Source organism: Anaerocolumna sedimenticola (assembly GCF_009931695.1).
GTDB classification, from domain to species: domain Bacteria; phylum Bacillota; class Clostridia; order Lachnospirales; family Lachnospiraceae; genus Anaerocolumna; species Anaerocolumna sedimenticola.
Window position 1 is genome coordinate 2,474,550 of record NZ_CP048000.1, and the last position, 17,280, is coordinate 2,491,829.

Consider the following 17,280-nt stretch of genomic DNA (forward strand, 5'->3'; position numbering starts at 1 on the left):
ATCAGTAACATTTACAAGATAATATGAAAAACAGGAGGATATCATATGTCAAAAATGATGCATATAAAAGAAACAAAAAAGCCGAGAATCGGATTATATACCGTAGGGCTAAAAACTTATTGGAGCCAGTTTCCCGGATTAAAAGAAAGAATGATGGAATACGGAAAATTTATTGAAAATAAAATGGCCGGATTCGCCAATGCGGAAATTTTTAACTATGGGTTAGTGGATACCGCAGATTCCGGAAGAAATGCCGGTGATTATTTTAATGAAAACAAGGTGGACTTGATCTTTTGTCACAGTGGTACTTATGTTACCAGTGACTGTGTACTTCCGGTACATCAGGCTTCAAAGGCACCGGTTGTTGTACTTAATTTACAGCCTACAGCACGAATTAATTATGAAAAAACAACCACCGGAGAATGGCTCGCTTTTTGCGGAGCCTGTGTGGTACCGGAAATTTCCAATGCATTTAACCGTGCAGGTATAAAATATCGTGTTATAAATGGTTTACTAGGTCTTAATTATACAACTGATATTTCTCTGACCGATGAAGTAACAGAAAATAGACCGGAAGCAGTACGTGCATGGAGAGAGATAGAAGAATGGATAAAAGCCGCAGGCGTAAAAAGTGCATTAAGCCATGCCAGATTTGGTTTCCTAGGTAATACTTACAGCGGAATGCTTGATATGTACAGCGATTTTACTATGGTACAAGCCCAGACAGGTGTTCATATTGAAGTATTGGAGATGTGCGATTTAGACCGTCAGATGAAACTGGTAACAGAGGAGGAAATTAAAGATAAAATATCGGAAATATATAATATGTTTGAAATCAGTGAAGATTCTGCGGCGGATCCCATTGCAAAAAAACCTACCGAGGAACAGCTTTATTGGTCAGCTAAAGTTGCTGCTGCTCAGGAAAGATTGGTAAAAGAATATAATCTGGATTCATTAACCTATTATTACCACGGCGCACCCGAAGGTGAATATGAAAAATTACAGGGTGGTTTTATTGTTGGACATTCCTTATTAACAGCAAAAGGGATACCTTGCTCCGGTGAGGGTGATTTAAAAACAGCCCTTGCTATGAAAATTTGTGATATTTTAGGTGTCGGCGGAAGTTTCTGTGAAATAGTTGTTACTGACTATGTGGACGGAACGATACTTTTAGGACATGACGGACCATTCCATCTGGAGATTGCTAAAGGAAAACCGATTTTAAGAGGAATGGGGCTTTATCATGGGAAACAGGGCACAGGCGTTTCCGTGGAAGCAAAGGTAAGAACAGGAAATATTACAACTTTAAATATGACACAAACCGGTGACGGCAAATTAAAGATGATATCCAGTGAAGCAGAATCTACCGATGGTACGATTATGACCATTGGAAATACACAAACTCCGGTTAAATTCAAAAAAGATCCGGATACCTATATGGAACAGTGGTTTACTGAAGCGCCGACCCATCATTTTGCGATGTCAGTTGGCCATAATGCCTCACTTTTCCGAAAGGTTGCTGATCTTTTAAATATAAATCATATAGAACTCAAATAACTATTCTATACTTCTGTTTCTGCTATATAAAATATGGAACTCTTTAAGGGGCTGCCTAAAAATCTTACTACAGCTTAACTTGCATAAGATTTAAGCAGCCCTGGAATTTAAATAAATCTCTTGTTTTAATTTTGATTCCATTCTTCAGATAGAATTGCGTATTCATAAGCATCTATCCAGATGGGAAGATTCTCTTTATCCATTTTAAAATATCTTAGTTTACGGTAATGACCTTCCCTCCTCATATGTAGACGTTCCAGAAGTTTCCATGATGCCGTATTCTTCGTATCGCATCTTGCGACAATACGTCTTGCATTAAGATTATAAAAGGCATAATCCATAATAGCCCGTGCACTTTCCGTAGCGTAACCAAACTTCTGGTAAGCGGTATGAAAGACATAACCGATTTCCCAAGTTTCAAATTCCTGTTTTTCAAAATAAATATTTCCGATTAATTTATTATTTTCTTTTAATATAACAGCCCAAAAAGCGTCGTTGCCGGAACGGTTAATAGCTTCCTGCCTGCTTTCTTCTTCCGTATATGTTTCATAAGGTTCGAATTTTACCACATCTTCATCGGAAAGATATTCATGTAAATCTTTCCAGTCTTCAGGTCTGAAGCTGCGGAGACGTAACCTTTGCGTTTCTATTTCTTTCATGCTATCTCCTTTATGCTTTTATTATGATTTCAATTGTATGGCTCAGAATACCGCCTTTATCTGAAATCAAAAAAACTATTTCCAATAAGATTATATTCTGTAAAATTATAACAAGCAACGGAAATAATAATTATAGTAATTTTTGCCTGGACTTTATTTCCACACCAATGTAAAATAATTAATGGATTGGTAAGTTAATAGAAGAACTATAAAATATAAAGAGATAGCGGTAAGAAAGGAATAAAGTAATAAATGAAACTACTTTTTTTAATTTGTATCGTATATTTAACTGTAATTAATCTCGCAGGTTTCCTGGTTATGGGTATTGATAAGCAGAAAGCTAAGAAAAATCAATGGCGGATAAAGGAGAAAACACTTTTTACTTTTGCAATAATCGGAGGAAGTGTCGGATCCATCTTAGGTATGTTCCTCTTTCATCATAAAACGAAACATTACCGTTTTATGATTGGTATGCCGGCAATCTTGATTATACAGGTAATACTGATTATTTTTTTGCTCACATTATAAGAATGGAGTTTTTTTAAAGCCTAAATCTTTCTGTATAAGGAAGAAATGACTTACATAAAAATATATATGGCAGATTTTAAATGTCTCATTGAAAACAAAACTTATCTAGAGTATAATAAATTTAACGCACTAAAGCTGTGATGTTTAAACGCTTTAAACCGTAACACAGCAAAGCGCAACAATTTATTATATAAGGAGAAGGTATATGGAGTACATAATCTGCTTAGTTGTTTATTTAGCAATCATGATGGGGGTTAGTTTCTATTCGAAAGCCCGTACGAAAAATGTCAATGATTACGCTTTAGGGGGGCGTTCCATTCCGTCATGGATGTCGGCATTTTCTTATGGTACGGCTTATTTTTCTGCGGTTATTTTAATCGGACATGCAGGTAAAAACGGATGGACCTTTGGACTTGGAGCATTTTGGATAGTAATCGGTAATTCACTGTTAGGTACATATTTAGCATGGAAAGTACTAGGAGCAAGGACAAGAGAAATGACACAAAGGCTGGGAGCAGCCACCATGCCTCAGTTTTTTGGTATTCGTTATAAAGATCCGAAACTTAAGATTATCTCTTCCCTGATTATTTTTGTCTTTTTAGTTCCGTATGCAGCGTCTGTATACAAAGGACTGGGATATCTGTTTCAAATTACGTTTAATATGAATGAAAGAGTAATTATGTTAATTATGACAGTAATCACAGCCTTATATTTATTTACAGGGGGATTTATAGCCGCATCCATAGCTGATTTTATACAAGGTGTTATTATGATAATTGGTGTTTGCCTTTTAATATATTTTATCGTGGCAGCTCCTGAAGTAAATGGAATTACCCACGGTATCGAGGGTCTAAAGAATATTGACCCGGATTTAATTAAACCATTAACGAAAGATACCGCGTTGCCTATTTTATCCCTGGTAATAATGACCAGCTTAGGAACCTGGGGACTGCCGCAGATGGTTAGTAAATTCTATACCATAAAAAGCGAAAAATCCATTCCTACTGCAAAAATCGTTTCCACTCTATTTGCGGTAATTATTACAACGGGAGCATATACAATGGGCACCATGAGCCGTTTAATTCTCAATAATGACGAAAATAAATTTACAGTAGATGGTAAATTGGTTTATGATAAGATTGTACCAATGGTAATTAACCAAACGCTTCCAAAGATTGTTATCGGAATCTTATTAGTTGTTATTCTGGCAGCGTCCATGTCAACCCTGGCATCCATAGTGCTTGCGTCCAGTACGACTTTTGTAATGGATTTGGTAAAACCTATAACCGGTGATAAATTAAACGATAAAAATACAGTTACCCTGCTTCGGATATGCTGTATCGTATTTGTAGCTGCTGCTTATTTTCTGGCTACGGGTAACAGCCCTATATTAAGTCTGAATTCCCTTTCCTGGGGAGTGGTGTCCGGCTGTATGCTGGCTCCGTATTTAATGGGTCTGTATTGGAAAAACGCAACGAAAACTGGTGTGTATGCAAGTATAATATCCGCAATAATAATAATGGCAGTGGGTGTTATGAAATATTCCATCAACAGTCCTATGATTACGACGGTAAGTGCCTGTGCAATGATAATACCGATTCTGGTATTATATGTTGTAAGCCTGGTAACAAGGCTTTATGAACAAGCACATATTGAATATATATTTAACAAAACCGAAAATATGGAGGCTGATTTATGATTTGGGCAAAAGAAGAAAGTTTGCCGAGAGCTGAACTGGAACAACTTCAGCTGGCAAGATTAAAAGAAACGGTAAAGCGTGTATATGATAAGGTTCCGGCTTATCGTATAAAGATGGAAGAAAACGGGATAAAACCGGAACATGTTCAATCACTGGAAGATTTAAAGAATCTACCATTCACTAATAAAAAGGATTTAAGAGATAATTATCCCTTTGGCTTATTTACAGTACCAAAAAGTGAGTTGGTGCGTATACATGCTTCTTCCGGTACAACCGGGAAACCTACCGTAGTTGGTTATACCAGAAAAGATTTAAAAGTCTGGACCGAATTAGTCACCAGAATAGCGGTATTAGGCGGTGCCACAAAAGAAGATGTGGCGCAGATCTGTTTTGGCTACGGGATGTTCACAGGAGCTTTGGGACTTCATTATGGTTTGGAGAATTTAGGTGCCAGCGTCTGTCCTACTTCATCCGGTAATACACAAAAACAGATTATGTATATGAAAGATTTTGAAACCACATTATTGGTTGCCACTCCCTCCTATGCCTTACATATCGCAGAAGTTGCAAAAAATATGGGGATTGATCCGGCAACGGATCTAAAGGTTAAAATAGGTTTATTTGGTGGTGAGGGTATGACGGAACCTATGAGAGAAGAGATGTATAAACTTTGGGGAAGAAATATGAAGGTAACCCAAAACTATGGTATGAGTGAGTTAATGGGTCCGGGTGTTTCCGGAGAATGTCTGGAACTAAAGGGAATGCATATTAACGAAGATCATTTCATTCCTGAAATAATTGATCCGGCAACCGGTGAAGTATTACCTCAAGGTTTCAAGGGCGAATTAGTTATTACCTGTATCACCAAAGAAGCTCTCCCATTAATCCGTTATAGGACAAAGGATATCACAAGACTTATGTATGAACCCTGCAAATGCGGAAGAACTACGGTAAGAATGGAGAACTTATCCGGCCGTTCCGACGATATGCTGATTATAAGAGGAGTTAATGTATTTCCTTCCCAGATAGAAGAAGTATTATTAAAAACTTCTGAAATCGGTCCTCATTATGAAATTATTGTAGATAGAAAAAACCATCTTGATACAATGGAAATTAAGGTAGAATTAGTAGACGATACCTTACTAGAATCCTATGCCAGATTAGAAGAGTTAAATAAAAAAATTCACGGTAACTTAAAAGTTGTTCTGGGTCTGGATGCTAATATTAAACTGGTAGCGCCAAGAAGCCTGCAGCGATTTGAAGGTAAAGCCAAGCGAGTCACAGATCTGCGAAACTTAAGTTAAAGAGCTTGGCTTTGCCAAGCGGGTCACAGATCTGCGAAACTTAAGTTAAAGAGCTTGGCTTTGCCAAGCGAGTCACAGATCTGCGAAACTTAAGTTAAAGAGCTTGGCTTTGCCAAGCGAGTCACAGATCTAAGAAATTTGAGTTAAAGAGCTTGGCTTTGCCAAGCGGGTTTCATTAATATACACATGAAAGGCAGATTGAGGCTATAAGAATTCGTATCAGTTGGTATATTCGAAAAATTACATAGTTTTGCAATTACCAATAAAGCCTCATTAAATGAAAGGAGACATTATAGTGAAAGACAAAGTAATCATGTTGGGAAATGAAGCATTTGCCAGGGGTGCCTATGAAGCAGGAGTTAAAGTTTCCGCGGCTTATCCCGGGACACCAAGTACAGAAATAAGTGAAAACATTATTAAATATAAGGAGATTTATGCTGAGTGGTCACCCAATGAAAAAGTGGCTATGGAGGTAGCCATAGGAGCCTCCATGAGCGGTGTCCGTGCCATGGCTTCTATGAAACATGTTGGGTTAAATGTAGCGGCAGATCCCTTATTTACCGTTTCCTATATTGGTGTTACAGGTGGATTGGTTGCAGTAGTTGCCGATGACCCCGGTCTTTATAGTTCCCAGAATGAACAGGATACCAGAGCAGTTGCCAGAGCTGCCAAAGTACCGGTCTTAGAGCCGTCCGACAGTGCGGAAGCAAAAGAATTTATGAAATATGCTTTTGATTTAAGTGAAAAATATGATACGCCGGTAATCGTACGCAGTACTACAAGATTATCCCATTCCCAGGGTATGGTGGAATTAGATGACAGGTTTGAACCGGAGGATAAACCCTATGAAAGGAACACTGCAAAAAATGTTATGATGCCGGGAAATGCAAAAAACAGGCATGTGGTGGTGGAACAAAGGGAGATTGCATTAGCGGAAGATGGGTGCGGTTTTCCGATTAACAAAGTAGAATATCAGGATACCGGAATCGGCATCATTACCTCTGGAATTCCGTATCAATATGTAAAAGAAGCATTGCCGGATGCTTCCGTATTAAAATTAGGTTTAGTGAATCCTCTTCCAAAAAAATTAATTGAAGAATTTGCAGCTAAAGTTGATAAATTATACATAGTGGAAGAATTAGATCCAATAATTGAAGAGCAGGTTAAATCCTGGGGAATTAAAGCAATCGGTAAGGAAATCTTTACGCTTCAGGGTGAATACAGTGCCAATTTACTGAGGACAGCCATACTTGGAGAAAAACTAAAATTAAATAAACCGGAAGAAGTACCACAACGGCCGCCGATTCTGTGTCCGGGATGTCCGCACAGAAGCGTTTATTCTATATTAAATAAATTAAAAATACATGCGGCAGGAGATATCGGCTGTTATACTCTTGGTGCAGTAGCTCCGTTAAGTGTAGTAGATACCACGGTATGTATGGGAGCAAGTATCAGTACCTTACATGGAATGGAAAAAGCAAAGGGTAAGGATTATATCAAAAACTGGGTGGCTGTTATCGGTGATTCCACTTTTCTTCATACAGGTATTAATTCATTAATGAATATGGTATACAACCAAAGTACCGGAACCGTATTAATTCTGGATAATTCAACCACAGGTATGACCGGTCATCAGGATCATGCTGCCACCGGTAAAACTTTAATGGGAGATGTAACCTATTCTATTGATATTCCAGGACTTTGCAGGTCCATAGGAATTAACCATGTGGTAGTGGTTCCGGCATTTGACACGGATCAGCTAACAAAGGTTATAAAAGAAGAGACTGCCAGAGATGAGATTTCTGTCATTATCACAAAAGCACCTTGTGTGTTATTAAATAAGAAAAAAATAAGCAGTCAGTACAGAGTAAAAGCTGAAGCATGTAAAAAATGCGGAATGTGCTTAAAACCCGGTTGTCCGGCCATTACGAAAAAAGAAGACGGTACTACCGGAATAAATGAAACCATGTGTAACGGTTGCGGATTATGTTATGGCTTATGTAAATTTAATGCGATAGAGAAAGTAGAGGTGTAATGACATGAAAACTAAGAATATTATGATTGTTGGTGTCGGTGGTCAGGGAACTCTGCTTACAAGCCGTATATTAGGCGGTATTACCATGCAGGCAGGTTATGACGTAAAATTATCCGAGGTACACGGTATGGCTCAAAGAGGCGGAAGTGTTGTTACTTTCGTGCGTTTCGGGGATAAAGTTGCAGAACCGATTGTAGAAGCCGGTCAGGCAGATGTGTTAATCGCTTTTGAAAGGCTGGAAGCTTTAAGATATGCTCATTTTCTGAAAGAAGACGGTGTTTTAATCATAAATGATCAAAGAATCGATCCCATGCCTGTGGTTATCGGAGCTACAGAATATCCGGAAAATATTATAGAGAATCTTTCCAAGAAATTTAAGGTGATTCAGGTAGATGCCATTAATGAAGCCAAGAGATTGGGTAATACAAAAACGTTTAACATAATCATACTGGGTATAGCAGCTCAGCACATGAACTTTACGAAAGAAGAATGGCTGAAAGTAATTGAAAATACCGTACCGCCGAAAACAATAGATATTAACAAACAGGCTTTTGAAGCAGGATATAATCTTCAAACCCTTTCATAAAAGGAGGAAATCATGCTGAAACAACTCTCGGTTTTTGTAGAAAATGAAATTGGCAGTCTGGCGAAGATAACAACAGTATTAAGAGAGAATGGAATTAATTTAAGAGCCATATCTTCCTTTGATTCTCCTGAATTTGGTATTATGCGTATGATTGTGGATAAACCGGAATATACGAAGGAGATTTTAACCAGTAAAGGGTTTGTAGTTAAGATTACGGATGTATTAGCAGTAGAATTGGAAGATAAACCGGGGGATCTTGACAGGGTACTGAATATTATTTCAATTGCCGGTTTAACTATCAACTACATATATTCCTTTGTAATCAGGGACGGCAAGTCTCCGCTTATGGTAATTCATTTGGATAATATGGAAAAAGGTTATTTAACCTTAAAGGCAAATGGGGTTAAAGTGATAGACCAGGAAGAAATAGTGTGAATAGTCTCGCCAACAACATGCGAGCCATTAAAAGAATAGCAAAAGACGCTATTCTTCACGATTTTTGCCCAAAGGGCATGGGCGTTAGTGTGAATGAACCAAAAAGCATAATTATGTTAGGCAGTAATACATCTGCCAACAGATGCGTTATGTATGAGAGTTAGGTAGCTAGGTTGAAGAAAATATAAGAAAAGAAAGGAATGCCATAAATAGATTCTTTCAACCTGTGAAACTTGTTGTTTCACATTTTATGGCAGTAACACATCTGTGAGCAGATGTGTTATGCAATGGGTTTAATTATGATATGGAATGAAACAAAAGAATGTATGGGCCGCGATGAAATGAGAAATCTTCAAAGTGCCAGACTTGTTAAAATGGTAGACAGAGTTTATCATAATGTTGAATTTTATCGTAAAAAAATGCAGCAGTTAGGTTTGGAACCCGGTGATATCAGGGGTATTGAAGATTTAAATAAACTTCCCTTTACTACAAAAAATGATTTAAGAGATAATTATCCGTTTGGTTTATTTGCAATTCCACAGTCTGAAATTGTAAGAGTACATGCATCTTCCGGTACAACGGGTAAAGCTACTGTTGTAGGGTATTCCAGAAGGGATATTGAAATCTGGCAGGAATGTGTTGCAAGAGTATTAGCTATGGCGGGCGTCGGAAAGAGTGATAAGATACAGGTATCCTATGGATATGGTTTATTTACAGGCGGACTAGGGGTACATTATGGTGCGGAAAATCTGGGAGCAACCGTAATACCCATGTCTTCCGGAAATACAAAAAAACAGATAACCATGATGGAAGACTTTGGATGTACGGTTATTGCCTGTACCCCGTCATATTTACTCCATATAGCAGAAACGTTACAGGAAGCAGGCAAAATTGATAAAATTAAACTAAAAGCGGCTATTCTCGGCGCTGAACCCTGGACTGAGAACATGCGTAAAGAGATTGAAACGAAACTGAATATTAAGGCTTATGATATCTATGGATTAAGTGAGATTATGGGACCGGGTGTTGCAGCTGACTGTGAATACCATAATGGACTTCATGTCTATGAAGATCATTTTATACCGGAAGTTATTAACCCGGAGACATTGGAACCCGTTGCAGAAGGTGAAACAGGAGAGCTGGTATTTACCACTGTTACCAAAGAGGCGCTGCCCTTATTCCGTTACCGTACCAAGGATTTAACCAGCATAACTTATGATAAATGTGAATGTGGGCGGACATTAGCCAGAATCTCCAGATTTAAAGGACGTTCCGATGATATGTTAATAATTCGAGGAGTTAATGTATTTCCATCCCAGGTGGAAGCAGCACTTTTGGAAATCGGAGAGACCAGCCCTCATTACCTGCTTATCGTTGACAGGATAAATAATTTGGATGTTTTGGAAGTATGGGTAGAGGTAGAAGAGAGATTCTTCTCAGATGAAATTAAAATTCTGGAAGACTTAACAAAAAAGATTGCACATGTACTCCAGGCCGCGCTTGGTCTGGCAGTTAAAGTTAAACTGGTGGAGCCGAAAACCATTGAGAGAAGTGAAGGAAAAGCCAAACGTGTAATCGACAAGCGTAAATTGATATAAAATTATATAGTACAAATACCCGCATTTCCTTGAAACCAAATTGAACTTTTCACACTCAACCCTTAATAAAATTATAAAAGAGGTGTTATATGTTGATTAAACAGTTATCAGTATTCATTGAAAACAGAGAAGGCAGACTGGAGAAAGTAACGGAAACTATTAATGAGAACAATATTAATATTATTTCAGCCAGTTTAGCGGATACGTCCGAGTATGGAATGTTTCGAATGATTGTATCAGAGCCGGAAAAAGCCAGAACAGTATTAAAAGAAGCAGGTTTCTCAGCAAGTTTGACGGAAGTCATAGCAGTTAAACTTCCCCACAAAGTCGGGATGCTTCACCAATTATTTAAGGTACTGGCGGAAGCCGGTATCAGCGTAGAATATATGTATGCATTATCCTCCAGTGAAATCGGTTCCATGGTACTAAAAGTATCCAATAGCAAGACGGCTCTGGAAGCATTACATAAGAATAACTTTGAAATGTTAACTACAGAAGAAGCTTATCATATAGATTAAGTTAATAAAATATTTAAAAAGTAAGCTGCTGCTTATTCCGGTTTATCCATAAATAACATTTTGTAAATAGTTTACAAGTAATATTTATGTTTGAAATAACTTGAATGAGCAACAGCTTTTTCATTTATATATTTTATTATTGAATAATCGATATCATTTATTATTTTTTTTGGTTTCATTTACTTTTAACTCCAACGTAGCTAATAACTCTTTTTTTTCAGCAGAACTTAATTTACTATAAAGGTTAAATAGTTTTTTTTCATCACTGGTTAATTGAATTACACGTGATGGTGTGTTATTTGGTTTCAGGTTACCAGGCTTTATGGTATAATCTACATTTTCATGAAGAGTTTCATGTATAATCGGCGTAGTTTGGTTATTGATTAAATCTCCGATATCTACTTGATATAACTTGGAAAGTTTTAAAAGTGTATGATAATCGGGATTTCGTAAGCCTGCTTCATAATGGGCATAACCCTGTCGTGTCATATTCAGGTATTGGCCGACTTTACTTTGGGTTAAATGCATTCTGGTACGCAATTCGCGTAATTTGTCTTTCAATAATAATTCAGACATGCCAAACCCCCTTGCGAATTTATATACTTTTCTTTTAATTGAAAGTTGATATTACATTAAGTATTCAATTATAATATATTCTAGTGTTTATATGGCATTATCTCTTTCATCAGTAGTATTAAGTACTTATTAAATTATACCAATCTATCTATTATATCAAGTTGATTACAAAATATCTGATAAAGCAACAAAATGTAGCTTTAGTACAATCGTATACTGTTTATCCTAGAGAAATTATGTTATAATAACTCATTTAATTATTATAATCTATTTCAATAATATATAAAAAAACAAAAAAATTCAAACAAAAAATATTTGAAAAAGGTATAATTTCGCATGAAAATCTACAAAATAATATTTGACAGAACAAGTAATAAGTGATATGATTAATGTGTTGCAGTAGATGCAATTCGATTATAGCTGTCACTATTATGTAACAGTAATTTTAATTTATTTGGAGGAATTAACATGAACAAAGGTACAGTAAAATGGTTTAACAATCAAAAAGGTTTTGGATTTATCTCTGATGAACAAGGCAATGATGTATTCGTACATTATTCAGGTCTTAACATGGAAGGATTCAAGTCTTTAGAAGAAGGACAAGAAGTTGCTTTCGATGTTGTTCAAGGAGCAAAAGGTCCTCAAGCTACTAACGTAACTAAATTATAATCAACATAGTTTTCAGTGTACCTTTTTCTATATATATAAATTTTAAGAATTATTATTTTTAACATTTTTATACAGAAATAAGCTATATTGTTAGGAACGAAATTGATTAAAGGTTATCCCTTGGGATAACCTTTTTTAATTTGTTATTATATTATTGCCTCTCCTTGTCAGCTGCTCTACAATCTTATAAACCGGTTTAAACAGTACTAAAGCCACTGCAAAATTAACAATGCCATGTGCAATATCAAAAGGAATTCCGGCTATCCAATAAGCAAAAGCAGATTGAAAGCCATTTCTTATCGTACCTCCCGATAATCCCATAAAAAAATATGGGATAGAGCATAATGCACCAAATGAAAGTCCATAACCACCGGAGATAATTGCCCACTGTAAGGAAGAACTTTTTTTTTGGAAAAATGCAACTAATAAGTACAGGATAAACCATACATAAAGATAATTTATCCACCATAACCCAATACCGTAGAGAAATCCCTCCAAAATAATAAATACGGTAATGATATAAAGGGCTTTTTTATGCAATGTCAATGTAAATACGATTATTAATAAGGAGACCAGTTCAATATTAGGAAGGAAAGCCAGGCTGTACTGTACGGTAACTAGTAAAGCACTGAACATACCTATTATAGCGATATCTTTTATTTTCATCTTTATACCCATTCATATCGCAAGCCAGCTTACGATAATGCCCAAATAAGGAGTGTGAAAGGGGCTGTTGCAAAATTCAAAATATAAAGCATATTCTAGACACAAGTTTAGTAAATTGACTATTTTGAAACAGCCCCTTTTAGACTACCAACCTACTGTTAAAGTAATTTCATAATGATCTCCGTCTTTTATTGGAGTTGCATCCACACTGGTATTAATGGTTCCGCCATTTAAGGTAAAACACCACCATTCCTGCTTTGATTCATCTGTAGTTTTACCATCCACTGTAGTTACATAAAGACCATATTCGGATTCTGTTCCTGAAATAAGTCCGTTTTTTTCCAAGGCACCTCTAAGATATTTCTCATCTGTATTTATATCATAGGATTTACTTGTACCGTCATCAAGTATAACTTCTGCAACGATATGTTTTGTACCTTCTACCGATTTTAATTTAAAGTGGTTATAAATTAAAAACATAACGGCAGCGATTATTACCAAGCCCAGTAAACCTAATATTACATTTCTTATATTCTTTTTATTCTCCATATTTTCTCCCTTTCTTATTATTAATTGGATTTGAGGGTCAAAAGGTCTCTCGTATCGAATTTCATAGCTTCAGCTGCTTTATGGGCAGGATTCAGTTCCCAAATTGCATTAAATGCATAATAGTTTGTTTCGAAAGTATCTATTATTAATTAAAATAGATACAATAAAAAAAGCTCCTATGCCAGGAGGGTTAGGAACTGATAACAGATACAATACGATTGGAGAATATTAATGTTCGGGTAAAGGAGATAACAACAGAATTACAGAAATAACAAAATAAAAAATCCATTTACAGGTAACAAAAATAAAATACCAATATATTATTGTACTTTTTCCCAAATCCTCGTGGATAAATCAGTACGATTATCAAGCAGGTATTCTGACTCATGTATCAACATTTACTGTGGATCTTCCCAAGTAAAAATACTCAGTGATTTTTACAGTTATATACTGCCTCAGTAAACTCCTCATATACAGCGGCGAGACCGTACAGGCTTTCAACCTGTTTCCCTATTATGTCACTTACCTGTCATTAATACGGATATGTCAGATAAGCAACCACTTGAAATACATTATATTCAAAATTTTCATATAAACCGTTATGAAAATTTTATATAATTATTCTAATTCTATAGATGCTTATTTGGATAGTTGAAGTATAACATTACCTATTTTACTTGTCAATCCTGATTAAAAAATACTTGATTTTTATACAAAATTATCTTGCACTTTTTTTCAAAGTGGATTATTCTAGTAATTAAATAAATGTTTGTTCGCAGAAGGAGAAATTACCATGAGTATACAGAAACAGTCATTTGGAAAAACCAAAGAGGGAGTAGAAGCTTCTCTTTTTATTTTAAAAAATAAAAATGGCATGACGGTCAGCTTTACCAATTTTGGTGCTAATATCGTAAATATCAACGTTCCCGATAAAAACGGTAATTTTGATGATGTAGTTTTAGGATATGATGATGTAACCGGTTATGAAATGAATAAACCAGGATTTGGTTCTTTTATCGGACGTCATGCTAACCGTATTGGCGGAGCCGCTTTTGAATTAAATGGTAAAAAGTATGAACTGGAGAAAAATGACGGACCGAATAACTTACACGGTGGTTCCAAAGGATATAATAAATTTATTTATGAGGTTGAGACTTTTGAAGAGGAAGATTCAGATTCCATTGAATTCTCAAGACTAAGTCCTCATATGGAACAAGGTTTTCCTGGAAACCTGGATATCAGTGTAACATATACCTTAACGGATGATAATGAATTAGTGATTGAATATCTTGCAGTTTCCGATAAGGATACCATAGTAAATTTGACCAACCATTCCTATTTTAATTTAGCAGGACATAAATCCGGTTCCGTATTGGATCAGCTGGTTATGCTGGATGCGGACAAATTTACCCCTACGGATGATGTACTTATCCCTACCGGTGAATTAAGTGATGTTACAGGAACACCTATGGATTTTAGAAAGTTAAAACCTATCGGACAAGATATCGATGCAAATTATGGCCCTTTAAAGCAAGCCGGAGGATATGATCATAATTTTGTTCTGAATATCAGCGGAAGTGAAGTGGAAAAAGTCGGCGAATTAGTCGATGAGAAGAGTAAAAGGAAGATGGAAGTATTTACGAATATGCCGGGAATCCAATTCTACACTGCGAATTTCCTGAGTGCGGAAACCGGTAAAGGTGGTTTTGTATATGAAAAACGTGCCGGAGCATGCTTTGAAACTCAGTATTTCCCTGATTCCTGCAATAAACCGGAATTCCCATCCTGTGCATTAAAAGCAGGTAACGAATATGATTTTGTTACAGTTTTCAAATTTTCAACCATATAAATAAGTAGATTTATTATAATTTATCAGAAACTAAAAGTGCTTATCGTCCATTTTACCTGGAGATAAGCACTTTTTTAATATTAATGGTATATAATTATTTAGTACCGTAGATTCTGTCACCAGCATCACCAAGTCCGGGAAGGATATAACCATGCTCGTTTAATCTTTCATCCAAAGCACCAATATAAACATCAACATCCGGATGAAGTTCAGTTAATCGTTTTACACCCTCCGGTGCAGCAATCAGACACAAGAAATGTATTTTGCTGATTCCTTTATTTTTTAATAATGTAATCGCGGCACTTGCTGAACCACCGGTTGCCAGCATAGGATCCACAACGAAAATCTCTCTTTCATCAGCATCTACTGGAAGCTTACAGAAATATTCTACTGGTTCAAGGGTTTCTTCATTACGATATAAACCAATATGACCAACCTTAGCATTAGGAATCAGGTTCAATATACCATCGGCCATATGAAGGCCTGCTCTTAAAATCGGTACAATACAGAGTTTCTTTCCTGCTATCTCATGTGCTATGGTTTTAACGAGAGGTGTTTCTATCTCGATATCAGCAAGAGGAAGTTCTCTCGTTGCCTCATAGCAAATCAACATGGCAACCTCGGAAACCAAATCGCGAAACTCTTTTGTTGAAGTAGTTTTGCGCCTCATAATGCCGATTTTGTGCTGAATTAATGGGTGATCCATAATAATAACTTTAGACATAACATTGCCTCCAAAAATTTTTGACTTAATATACTTTTGTTCCTATAAATGAACAGAATTATTTACTTTAAAAATCATTATAACAAAGTTTAATGTCTAAGAAAAGTGCAAATTTAAATTTATTGTAATTTTTAAAATATCAATGTAATCGTAACATATGGAATGAGTAAATTTGTAATAATATTAAATATATTAAAATTATTTTAATTATTTTGATATTTAAAGACAGTTATTATGGGAACTCACCGTTGAAATTTAGGGAAAAAATACCGCAAGACAGAGGAGAAGCCCGGTAGAGGGGGAGGGTAACTACCAGGCTTTGTTTTATGAAAAAAATTATCTTATTAGCATTATTATGTGTAACTCAATTACCATATTTCTATTATAATAGACATATATGTTTATTGTATGGATGATTTATGAACATTTTGTGAATATTTAAATTTAAAAATTTTCTTATAAAAGGCAGAATTCTCAGGATTTACAGAGGCTACTTTTCACGAAGATACAAATACTATGAGAAACATCTAATATCTAAAGCATAAAAAAATATTTGTGTGAGTCATAAAATAGATGAGAGGATGGTATCAGCATGGCAAGCATTTTTAAAAAATTAATAAGCAAAGAACTTGGCGAAAATAATTACAATAAATACTTCTTTGTCTGCCAGAAGAGTATACAAAACAAGGCTTTTGACAGTAAAGAAATATACAATGATATTTATGAACATCTGAAAAATAAAGATAGAATTGTAATTAAGAAGATGCAGGAGCGTTTAAATGATACCATGTTTTTAGCTATGCGTATCTGCAAAACGTATTTTTTTTCATTTTTATTTTTTATAGGAGCTATTTTTTATATATTAACAAAGGATATTCAACCGCTTATAACATTTTTAAGTATCCTTTTAATGAGTTTTTGTTTTATCGGTAAAACCTATCAGTTTATTGTAAATAAATATTGTTTTATCGATGCCCAGATAGTGCTGGTATACAAAACGGTTTTGGATAGAATTCTTCTCATAAACGAACGTGAGCATTCTTAGATATAAGATGTTTTGCTGATTTTAAATTCTGATGTATATGTATTATACATCAGAATTTTTGGTGTATAGACAGAGGAGAAGCCCGGTAGGGGGAGGGAAACTACCAGGCTTTATTTTATGAAAAAGTTTTCTTATTAGTAATTTTGAGTGTAACTGAATTTCTATGATTTTATTATATCAGTCATATATGTTTATTTCGTGGCTGAATCATGAACATTTCGTGAATATTTTTTACTTAAAAATTAATTGAGAATACATAAACCTGTATGGAATCCAAATACTG

The 17,280-nt window shown here is 35.6% G+C and carries 17 protein-coding genes and 1 riboswitch; of the genes, 12 read left to right on the forward strand and 5 right to left on the reverse strand.

What is annotated here, in order from left to right:
• Positions 1-45: 45 nt before the first annotated feature.
• Positions 46-1,557: an L-fucose/L-arabinose isomerase family protein gene (locus Ana3638_RS10850; RefSeq protein WP_161838037.1), complete on the forward strand. Its 1,512-nt coding sequence runs from the start codon at positions 46-48 to the stop codon at positions 1,555-1,557.
• A gap of 125 nt (positions 1,558-1,682) precedes the next feature.
• Here Ana3638_RS10850 and Ana3638_RS10855 read toward each other — a convergent pair whose 3' ends face one another.
• Positions 1,683-2,216: a GNAT family N-acetyltransferase gene (locus tag Ana3638_RS10855; protein WP_161838038.1), complete on the reverse strand. Its 534-nt coding sequence runs from the start codon at positions 2,214-2,216 to the stop codon at positions 1,683-1,685.
• Between the two features lie 252 nt (positions 2,217-2,468).
• Between Ana3638_RS10855 and Ana3638_RS10860 the strand changes: the two genes are divergently transcribed.
• The 8 genes from Ana3638_RS10860 (at position 2,469) to Ana3638_RS10895 (ending at position 10,919) form a co-directional block, all read left to right on the forward strand.
• A complete protein-coding gene (locus Ana3638_RS10860; RefSeq protein WP_161838039.1) occupies positions 2,469-2,744 on the forward strand; it encodes a DUF1294 domain-containing protein in 276 nt (91 codons plus the stop codon).
• A gap of 205 nt (positions 2,745-2,949) precedes the next feature.
• Positions 2,950-4,443 (forward strand): sodium:solute symporter family protein, encoded by a 1,494-nt coding sequence (locus Ana3638_RS10865; protein ID WP_161838040.1) that lies wholly within the window; start codon positions 2,950-2,952, stop codon positions 4,441-4,443.
• Positions 4,440-5,747: a phenylacetate--CoA ligase family protein gene (locus tag Ana3638_RS10870; RefSeq protein WP_161838041.1), complete on the forward strand. Its 1,308-nt coding sequence runs from the start codon at positions 4,440-4,442 to the stop codon at positions 5,745-5,747. The genes Ana3638_RS10865 and Ana3638_RS10870 overlap by 4 nt, the downstream gene beginning before the upstream one ends.
• A 277-nt stretch (positions 5,748-6,024) precedes the next feature.
• Positions 6,025-7,782: an indolepyruvate ferredoxin oxidoreductase subunit alpha gene (iorA, locus tag Ana3638_RS10875; protein WP_408609509.1), complete on the forward strand. Its 1,758-nt coding sequence runs from the start codon at positions 6,025-6,027 to the stop codon at positions 7,780-7,782.
• Positions 7,783-7,786: 4 nt separating this feature from the next.
• Positions 7,787-8,368: an indolepyruvate oxidoreductase subunit beta gene (locus Ana3638_RS10880; RefSeq protein WP_161838043.1), complete on the forward strand. Its 582-nt coding sequence runs from the start codon at positions 7,787-7,789 to the stop codon at positions 8,366-8,368.
• A gap of 12 nt (positions 8,369-8,380) precedes the next feature.
• Positions 8,381-8,803 (forward strand): ACT domain-containing protein, encoded by a 423-nt coding sequence (locus tag Ana3638_RS10885; protein WP_161838044.1) that lies wholly within the window; start codon positions 8,381-8,383, stop codon positions 8,801-8,803.
• A 299-nt stretch (positions 8,804-9,102) separates the two neighbouring features.
• Entirely contained in the window at positions 9,103-10,401 is a 1,299-nt protein-coding gene (locus tag Ana3638_RS10890) for a phenylacetate--CoA ligase family protein (RefSeq protein WP_161840522.1), read from the forward strand.
• Positions 10,402-10,490: 89 nt separating this feature from the next.
• Complete coding sequence (locus Ana3638_RS10895) at positions 10,491-10,919, forward strand: ACT domain-containing protein (protein ID WP_161838045.1); 429 nt, start codon at positions 10,491-10,493, stop codon at positions 10,917-10,919.
• Positions 10,920-11,072: 153 nt separating this feature from the next.
• Here the strand turns inward: Ana3638_RS10895 and Ana3638_RS10900 are convergent, their stop codons facing one another.
• Positions 11,073-11,495, reverse strand: coding sequence for a helix-turn-helix domain-containing protein (locus Ana3638_RS10900; protein ID WP_161838046.1), 423 nt, complete (start codon positions 11,493-11,495; stop codon positions 11,073-11,075).
• Between the two features lie 468 nt (positions 11,496-11,963).
• Between Ana3638_RS10900 and Ana3638_RS10905 the strand changes: the two genes are divergently transcribed.
• A complete protein-coding gene (locus Ana3638_RS10905) occupies positions 11,964-12,164 on the forward strand; it encodes a cold-shock protein (RefSeq protein WP_161838047.1) in 201 nt (66 codons plus the stop codon).
• A 135-nt stretch (positions 12,165-12,299) separates the two neighbouring features.
• On the opposite strand, the gene Ana3638_RS10910 is transcribed toward Ana3638_RS10905, so the two are convergent.
• Both Ana3638_RS10910 and Ana3638_RS10915 read right to left on the reverse strand, forming a co-directional pair.
• Positions 12,300-12,830, reverse strand: a complete 531-nt coding sequence (locus tag Ana3638_RS10910) for a hypothetical protein (RefSeq protein WP_161838048.1) — start codon at positions 12,828-12,830, stop codon at positions 12,300-12,302.
• A 144-nt stretch (positions 12,831-12,974) separates the two neighbouring features.
• A complete protein-coding gene (locus Ana3638_RS10915) occupies positions 12,975-13,379 on the reverse strand; it encodes a DUF4430 domain-containing protein (protein ID WP_161838049.1) in 405 nt (134 codons plus the stop codon).
• A 352-nt stretch (positions 13,380-13,731) separates the two neighbouring features.
• Positions 13,732-13,960, reverse strand: a riboswitch (cobalamin riboswitch).
• A gap of 212 nt (positions 13,961-14,172) precedes the next feature.
• On the opposite strand from Ana3638_RS10915, the gene Ana3638_RS10920 reads away from it, so the two are divergent.
• On the forward strand, positions 14,173-15,228 hold the full coding sequence (locus Ana3638_RS10920; RefSeq protein WP_161838050.1) for an aldose epimerase family protein: 1,056 nt from the start codon (positions 14,173-14,175) through the stop codon (positions 15,226-15,228).
• A gap of 94 nt (positions 15,229-15,322) precedes the next feature.
• Here the strand turns inward: Ana3638_RS10920 and upp are convergent, their stop codons facing one another.
• Positions 15,323-15,952, reverse strand: coding sequence for a uracil phosphoribosyltransferase (upp, locus tag Ana3638_RS10925; RefSeq protein ID WP_161838051.1), 630 nt, complete (start codon positions 15,950-15,952; stop codon positions 15,323-15,325).
• Positions 15,953-16,544: 592 nt separating this feature from the next.
• Between upp and Ana3638_RS10930 the strand changes: the two genes are divergently transcribed.
• Positions 16,545-16,997: a hypothetical protein gene (locus tag Ana3638_RS10930; RefSeq protein ID WP_161838052.1), complete on the forward strand. Its 453-nt coding sequence runs from the start codon at positions 16,545-16,547 to the stop codon at positions 16,995-16,997.
• Positions 16,998-17,280 lie beyond the last annotated feature (283 nt).

What these genes read in the sequence shown, in the direction of transcription:
- Ana3638_RS10895 (WP_161838045.1), top strand. Translation starts at nt 10,491, where the DNA reads ATGTTGATTAAACAGTTATCAGTATTCATTGAAAACAGAGAAGGCAGA.
- Ana3638_RS10880 (WP_161838043.1), top strand. Translation starts at nt 7,787, where the DNA reads ATGAAAACTAAGAATATTATGATTGTTGGTGTCGGTGGTCAGGGAACT.
- Ana3638_RS10850 (WP_161838037.1), top strand. Translation starts at nt 46, where the DNA reads ATGTCAAAAATGATGCATATAAAAGAAACAAAAAAGCCGAGAATCGGA.
- Ana3638_RS10920 (WP_161838050.1), top strand. Translation starts at nt 14,173, where the DNA reads ATGAGTATACAGAAACAGTCATTTGGAAAAACCAAAGAGGGAGTAGAA.
- Ana3638_RS10865 (WP_161838040.1), top strand. Translation starts at nt 2,950, where the DNA reads ATGGAGTACATAATCTGCTTAGTTGTTTATTTAGCAATCATGATGGGG.
- iorA (WP_408609509.1), top strand. Translation starts at nt 6,025, where the DNA reads ATGAAAGGAGACATTATAGTGAAAGACAAAGTAATCATGTTGGGAAAT.
- Ana3638_RS10860 (WP_161838039.1), top strand. Translation starts at nt 2,469, where the DNA reads ATGAAACTACTTTTTTTAATTTGTATCGTATATTTAACTGTAATTAAT.
- Ana3638_RS10915 (WP_161838049.1), bottom strand. Translation starts at nt 13,379, where the DNA reads ATGGAGAATAAAAAGAATATAAGAAATGTAATATTAGGTTTACTGGGC.
- Ana3638_RS10930 (WP_161838052.1), top strand. Translation starts at nt 16,545, where the DNA reads ATGGCAAGCATTTTTAAAAAATTAATAAGCAAAGAACTTGGCGAAAAT.
- Ana3638_RS10855 (WP_161838038.1), bottom strand. Translation starts at nt 2,216, where the DNA reads ATGAAAGAAATAGAAACGCAAAGGTTACGTCTCCGCAGCTTCAGACCT.
- upp (WP_161838051.1), bottom strand. Translation starts at nt 15,952, where the DNA reads ATGTCTAAAGTTATTATTATGGATCACCCATTAATTCAGCACAAAATC.
- Ana3638_RS10905 (WP_161838047.1), top strand. Translation starts at nt 11,964, where the DNA reads ATGAACAAAGGTACAGTAAAATGGTTTAACAATCAAAAAGGTTTTGGA.
- Ana3638_RS10870 (WP_161838041.1), top strand. Translation starts at nt 4,440, where the DNA reads ATGATTTGGGCAAAAGAAGAAAGTTTGCCGAGAGCTGAACTGGAACAA.
- Ana3638_RS10890 (WP_161840522.1), top strand. Translation starts at nt 9,103, where the DNA reads ATGATATGGAATGAAACAAAAGAATGTATGGGCCGCGATGAAATGAGA.
- Ana3638_RS10910 (WP_161838048.1), bottom strand. Translation starts at nt 12,830, where the DNA reads ATGAAAATAAAAGATATCGCTATAATAGGTATGTTCAGTGCTTTACTA.
- Ana3638_RS10900 (WP_161838046.1), bottom strand. Translation starts at nt 11,495, where the DNA reads ATGTCTGAATTATTATTGAAAGACAAATTACGCGAATTGCGTACCAGA.
- Ana3638_RS10885 (WP_161838044.1), top strand. Translation starts at nt 8,381, where the DNA reads ATGCTGAAACAACTCTCGGTTTTTGTAGAAAATGAAATTGGCAGTCTG.